The 6,554-nt window shown below is 46.7% G+C and carries 4 protein-coding genes; 1 reads left to right on the top strand and 3 read right to left on the bottom strand.

Annotated elements, in window-relative coordinates; all coding sequences use genetic code 11:
* Window positions 1–219 precede the first annotated feature (219 nt).
* Window positions 220–495: a hypothetical protein gene (locus ACFFJH_RS16205; RefSeq protein ID WP_390213984.1), complete on the top strand. Its 276-nt coding sequence runs from the start codon at window positions 220–222 to the stop codon at window positions 493–495.
* Window positions 496–629: 134 nt separating this feature from the next.
* On the opposite strand, the gene ACFFJH_RS16200 is transcribed toward ACFFJH_RS16205, so the two are convergent.
* The 3 genes from ACFFJH_RS16200 to ACFFJH_RS16190 all read right to left on the bottom strand — a co-directional run bounded on the left by ACFFJH_RS16200 (window position 630) and on the right by ACFFJH_RS16190 (window position 6,517).
* Complete coding sequence (locus tag ACFFJH_RS16200; RefSeq protein ID WP_390213983.1) at window positions 630–1,325, bottom strand: hypothetical protein; 696 nt, start codon at window positions 1,323–1,325, stop codon at window positions 630–632.
* A gap of 30 nt (window positions 1,326–1,355) precedes the next feature.
* On the bottom strand, window positions 1,356–5,105 hold the full coding sequence (gene metH / locus ACFFJH_RS16195) for a methionine synthase (protein WP_390213982.1): 3,750 nt from the start codon (window positions 5,103–5,105) through the stop codon (window positions 1,356–1,358).
* 455 nt (window positions 5,106–5,560) lie between these two features.
* Window positions 5,561–6,517, bottom strand: a complete 957-nt coding sequence (locus tag ACFFJH_RS16190; RefSeq protein WP_390213981.1) for a TerC family protein — start codon at window positions 6,515–6,517, stop codon at window positions 5,561–5,563.
* Window positions 6,518–6,554: the final 37 nt, after the last annotated feature.

The raw sequence follows: 6,554 nt of genomic DNA, 5'->3' as shown, positions 1-6,554 counted from the left end.
TCAGTGTAAAGGTTTAGACGAACATCGAGAACGAAAACGACGACAAAAGGAGGAAATAATGAAACAACTTCAAACACAATTATTTACATGAAACTGTCAAGAAAATTATTCCGGACAGCAGTGCGCGTAGGCGGGAATCTAGCGGCTTAAAAGCCTAACGTCACTGGATCCCTGCCTACGCAGGGATGACGCTTCGATTTTCTAGCTTAGTTGAGCGCCTTGACGGTCGATATTGTTGTTGATTTTGACTTTGCCTTTGACTTTCATCCACTTCTGACACTGCCAATTGTGCAGGACAGAAAATGGATAAAGAAAGCCTTGTGTTTGAGCGCAGCGAGTTTCAAGGCTTTCCCATTTTTTGTCCTGCACAATTGGGAAGCCGAAGGCCAGTGTCAGCGTGGTCGCCTTTCTTTTGCTTACATTTTCTTTGGCGAAGCAAAGAAAAGTAAGTGGCTGTCGGGCCACACCCGACCTGTGAACGATGAGTTTGTGTGAAGGTGAATACAGAAGAGAAAAATGCAGTGCCTCGTTAGCGAGAAGTGGAGCAAGCGATATACGTGATTTAAGCTGTGAGCGGTGGGTTACGCTGCCGCTAACCCACCCTACGAAAATATTGCGACTTACCAAGTTTAGAATATTTTTTCGATCAAACGATCCAACTCTTTTAGAACGTCAATTACTTGCTGACCATTCGAGTCATGAATTTTTTCTAAAAAAGCTAGGACATTTTTTTGGGGAAAAGAATTAAAGGCTTCAAATTGAGGGGCATTTAACTCACCGTCAAATGTAATTTTGACGAGTCGTTGATGTTTTGCAGTATTTGTTAATTCCTTTAAATAATTAAAATTGTGATCTCCACAGATTTTATTCAAGGCATCGCTCAAAGTACTGGAATGGGCAGAACTTTTCAGACTCCTCTTGGCAAATTCAAAATTTCGAAATTCATTGTTTTCTGGGTTGTAATCTAATGCCAAACAAATCACATACGAAAGCATATCAATCACTGCATGCTTGCTCTGAATAAAGGCGTAGATATTCGCAGCAATATCGCTACAAACATTTGGGCTACTATAGAATTCTTCGATTTCCTCGGATGTTCTTGCACCAATACGTATTTGAAGAGCCATCTGATTAACCTGATGAATCTCATCTTGATCCTTCAATAAATCAATGATTTGACTAAAATGGTAGTGTAGAAAAAGGTTACGCTGATTGATTGAGCTAATACACTCGCCAATTTCCGAGGCAATCTCAGATCCACGAAGTTTTTCAACATTGAATCTTAGTTTGTCATCTGACCAAGTAGTCGATTTTTGTTTTTTCATACGGTAGAGGAAGTAAAACTCTCAAAAAAATCACAAATTCGGCGCCAACCACCGCTCAACCTCCTCCTTAGCAACCCCACGCCGAGCAGCCATATCCTCAACCTGATCCTCAGCAATCTTCCCAACACTAAAATACTTAGACTCAGGATGCGCGAAGTAGAAGCCCGACACCGCTGCACCCGGTATCATTGCCCATGACTCGGTGATGAACATGTCGATCTCTTCACACTGCATCTGCTTAAACATCGCGGTCTTCACTGTATGTTCAGGGCAGGCTGGATAACCAGGTGCAGGACGAATACCGGAATACGATTCCTTGATCAGCTCTTCATTGCTCAATACTTCGTCAGAAGCATAACCCCACAAATCTTTACGCACGCGTTCGTGCAGATATTCGGCGAAAGCTTCTGCCAAACGGTCTGCTAAGGATTTGAGCATGATGCTACTGTAATCATCGTGCGCGTCTTCGAAGCGTTTTTCGTGCTTCTCTATGCCTAAGCCTGCGGTGACCGCGAACATGCCGATGTAGTCGGCGATACCGCTATCTTTAGGGGCAATAAAATCACTCAAACATTGGTTTGGACGTTGGACACCGTCGATGATCGCTTTTTCGGTTTGCTGACGTGTGCCGTAATACGTGAAAGCGACTTCTTGGCGCGTTTCGTCGGTGTAGATTTCGATGTCGTCATCATTCACTGTATTCGCTGGTAACAACGAGATCACACCGTTAGCAGTGAGCCAGCGGCCTTCGATGATTTTTTTCAGCATCGCTTGGCCTTCGGCATAGACTTTACTTGCTGCTTCACCGACCACTTCGTCTTTCAGAATCGCGGGGAAAGGGCCTGCTAAATCCCAAGTCTGGAAGAATGGCCCCCAATCGATGTAATTGGCAATCGTCGCTAAGTCCACGTTTTTGAATACGCGACGACCAATAAATTTTGGCCGTACTGGCGCTTTGTCACCAGTGAAAGCTAGCTTCATTTTATTCGCACGTGCTTGCGCCAAACTCACCATCGGTGTGGCTTTTTTGTTCGCATGCAAAGTGCGTACACGTTCGTAATCAGTGCCGAGTTCGGCGATGTATTGCTCGCGCGTTTCTGGCGTTAATAAGGATTGCGCGACCGATACCGAACGTGAAGCATCCGCTACATAAACGACAGGACCTTCGTAATTCGGCGCGATTTTCACTGCGGTATGGGCGCGACTAGTCGTTGCACCGCCGATCAATAAAGGAATCTTCATCATGCGGAAGTGCGGATCGCGTTGCATCTCTTTGGCGACGTAAGCCATCTCTTCTAAGGATGGTGTGATCAAACCGGAGAGACCAATGATGTCGGCATTTTCTGCTTTGGCTTTTGCCAAAATTTCTGAGCAAGGCACCATCACGCCCATGTTGACGACTTCAAAATTATTACATTGCAAGACCACCGTGACGATGTTTTTGCCGATGTCGTGCACGTCACCTTTGACGGTGGCGATGACGATTTTTCCTTTCGGTTTATTATCGCCGCTGCGTTTCTTTTCTTCTTCAATAAAAGGAACTAGATGCGCTACCGCTTGTTTCATCACACGGGCAGATTTCACCACTTGCGGCAAGAACATTTTGCCTTGGCCGAACAAATCACCGACGATATTCATACCCGCCATCAGCGGGCCTTCGATCACTTGAATCGGGCGACCGCCCGCGTTCATCACATTGACGCGCGCTTCTTCAGTGTCTTCGACGATCCAATTGGTGATGCCGTGCACCATCGCGTGTGCTAGACGTTTTTCCACGGATTCATTACGCCATTCCAAGGTCGCTTCTTCTTTTTTGCCACCTGCTTTTAAGGTCGCCGCGAATTCAATCATGCGCTCGGTGGCGTCCGCTCTACGGTTCAAGACCACGTCTTCTACGCGTTCGCGCAATTCCGCATCGAGTTCGCTATACACGCCTATCATGCCGGCGTTGACGATACCCATGGTCATGCCGGCTTGAATCGCGTGATACAAGAACACGGTGTGAATAGCTTCACGCGCAGGGTCGTTACCACGGAAAGAAAAACTCACGTTCGACACGCCGCCACTGATTTTGGCGCCAGGCAGATTTTGATGTATCCAACGTGTCGCTTCGATGAAATCGACTGCGTAGTTATTGTGTTCTTCAATCCCTGTCGCCACCGCGAAAATATTTGGATCGAAAATAATATCGTAAGGATCGAACGCGCATTCATTCACTAACAAATCGTAAGCACGTTTGCAGATTTCTATCTTGCGTTCGTAAGTATCCGCCTGGCCTTTTTCATCAAAGGCCATGACGATCACCGCTGCGCCATAACGCTTACACAGTTTGGCGTGATGCAAGAATTGCGCTTCACCTTCCTTCATGGAAATCGAGTTGACGATGGCTTTGCCTTGTACGCATTTCAGACCCGCTTCGATCACTTCCCATTTGGAAGAATCGATCATCAAAGGTACGCGGGCGATGTCGGGTTCAGACGCAATCAAATTCAAGAAGCGTGTCATCGCTGCCTGCGAATCGAGCATCGCTTCATCCATATTGATGTCGATAATCTGTGCGCCGTTTTCGACTTGCTGACGTGCTACTGCCAAGGCTTCGTCGTATTGTTCATTCAAAATCAAACGCGCAAATGCCTTTGAGCCAGTGACGTTGGTGCGCTCGCCGACGTTCACAAACAAAGATTGCGCGTCAATCGTGAACGGCTCTAAGCCTGACAAGCGCATCGCTGGTTCTATCGTTGGTATAGCGCGTGGTGTTTGTGTTGCGAGGATATCGGCAATCGCTTTGATGTGACCAGGGGTGGTACCGCAGCAACCACCAGCGATATTGATAAAGCCTGCTTCGGCAAATTCTTTTAACAAGGCCGAAGTATCGGCTGGCAATTCATCAAAGCCGGTATCACTCATAGGATTTGGCAGACCCGCGTTCGGATAAATACAAACGAAGGTATCCGCGATCTTGGACAACTCTTCGGCATACGGACGCATCAAAGCTGCACCGAGCGCGCAGTTCAGACCGATGGTCAAAGGTTTCGCGTGACGTACAGAATTCCAGAAAGCGGGTACGGTTTGGCCGGACAAAATGCGTCCCGAAGCGTCGGTGACCGTACCAGAAATCATAATCGGCCAAGTCTTACCGCTTTCTTCAAAATACTGATCAATTGCAAACAAGGCGGCTTTGCAATTTAAGGTATCGAAAATCGTTTCAACCAACAGCACATCGGCACCACCATCGATCAAGCCACGTACTTGCTCGTGATAGGCGGCGACCAATTGATCAAAAGTGACATTACGCGCGGCGGGATCGTTCACATCGGGAGAAATCGACGCGGTTTTGGGAGTGGGTCCAAGTGCGCCAGCGACGTAACGTGGCTTGTCGGGCGTCGAATATTTATCGCAGGCAGCGCGGGCAATTTTGGCAGACGCGACGTTCATCTCATAGGCCAAATGCGCCATGTGGTAATCGTCCTGCGCGACCGTGGTGGCACCAAAAGTATTGGTCTCAATCAGATCGGCACCGGCTGCCAAATATTGCTCGTGTATCTCTTGAATAATGTGCGGCTGCGTCAGCGAGAGTAATTCATTATTGCCCTTGACGAACAATTCTCGCACGCCTTCAGGGCCAGTAAAGTCTTTAAAGCGCTCAGCGCGATAGGCCGCTTCGTCGAGTTTATAGCGTTGTATCATCGTGCCCATCGCGCCGTCCAAAATCAGGATGCGTTGTTGGAGATGCTCGCGCAGGCGGGCTTCGGTGGCGGATGGAGTGCGTACGGTAGACATAATGGGCTCGCTAAAAACTAAAAACCCGATCAGGCAAAGAATGCGGATCGGGTAATGAGTGAGCCTAATTGGCAAGGTGCTAAAAAATGTCTGGTTTTAGCTGCACTTGTTTTAGCTGTACTTATTACGCGCCCGCAATCTGAGTACCAAATCGGCGCAGGAAAAGCGTAGATTATACGTGATTTCTGTTTTCACACCTAAAAACTGGATTTTGAGCTGTGCAGCGCGAGCATTGGAATTTTCGCCTGTGCTAGGTGGTTTCTCCTATGAGCGCGGTGGAAAATTTGAGATGGTCAGCATCAATGACAGCGAACACCCTTATTTGCAAATAGAAAAAAGATATAAAAAAAAGGCGCATGCCGAATTAGCCATGCGCCCTAAGGAGGGAACTTTTAGTGACTAGTGCCAAATAGCGTTAGTCACACTTATCAATACAAATTTCTTTTTTTACTTTTTTACTCCTCTTTTTTACGTGTCGCGATCAAACTAGCTGCAATCGAACTAACTAAAATCGTACCGATCACCATCAAAGAAATATTCGTCGGAACATGCACCCATTTCACGATCAACATTTTGGTACCAACGAACATCAAGACAAAGGCCAGACCGAATTTCAATAAATGGAAACGATTTGCCATGTCAGCCAACAAGAAATACAAGGCACGCAATCCCATAATCGCAAAGATATTTGAAGTGAACACGATAAAAGGATCGGTTGTCACTGCGAAAATCGCCGGAATAGAATCAACCGCAAACACCACGTCGGAGATTTCGATCAAGATCAGCACCAATAAAAGCGGTGTAAATACGCGTTTGCCGTTTTCGATAATACTGAATTTTTCTTCGTGAAAATTTTTAGTGAAAGGTAGCAATTTTTTTGCGAACTTTAAAACCGGATTGGCTTCAAGATCGGGTTCCTTTTCCGCAGCGACCAGCATACGCAAACCAGTGATCACTAAGAAAACGCCGAATAAATATAAAACCCAGGCGAATTGAGAAACTACCCAGCTACCCGCCAAAATCATGATTACACGCATCACGATTGCGCCGAGGACACCGTACAGTAAGACTTTGCGCTGATATTGTTCTGGTACTGCAAAGTGACCGAAGATCAATAAAAAGACAAAGACATTATCGACAGACAAGGATTTTTCGATTACATAGCCTGTCAAGAATTCCATGGACTTAGTCATCGCCGCTGTTTCACCGATAATGTCTTTCAAATAGAAATACATACCTGTGTTAAACAGCAAAGCCAGGGACACCCACACGAGTGACCAGATCGCCGCTTCTTTGACGCCGACTTTATGCGACTTAGAGCCACCTAGCGCAAAGATATCGAGCGCAAGCATACTAAGGACAAACGCGATAAAGGCTGCCCACATCCAGGGTTGTGCGACGGTTTCTAACATGGGATTCTTTCAATCTATAGAAAATTGCGGCGGCACT

The sequence above is a fragment of the Affinundibacterium danionis genome (assembly GCF_042432465.1).
Taxonomy (GTDB): Bacteria; Pseudomonadota; Gammaproteobacteria; order Burkholderiales; family Burkholderiaceae_D; genus Undibacterium; species Undibacterium danionis.
Note: the sequence above shows the minus strand (reverse complement) of the source record. Positions and strands in the feature narration are given on the sequence as shown.

Excerpts from the sequence above, each read along its gene's own strand:
- ACFFJH_RS16200 (WP_390213983.1), bottom strand. The coding sequence starts at position 1,325 with ATGAAAAAACAAAAATCGACTACTTGGTCAGATGACAAACTAAGATTC.
- metH (WP_390213982.1), bottom strand. The coding sequence starts at position 5,105 with ATGTCTACCGTACGCACTCCATCCGCCACCGAAGCCCGCCTGCGCGAG.
- ACFFJH_RS16190 (WP_390213981.1), bottom strand. The coding sequence starts at position 6,517 with ATGTTAGAAACCGTCGCACAACCCTGGATGTGGGCAGCCTTTATCGCG.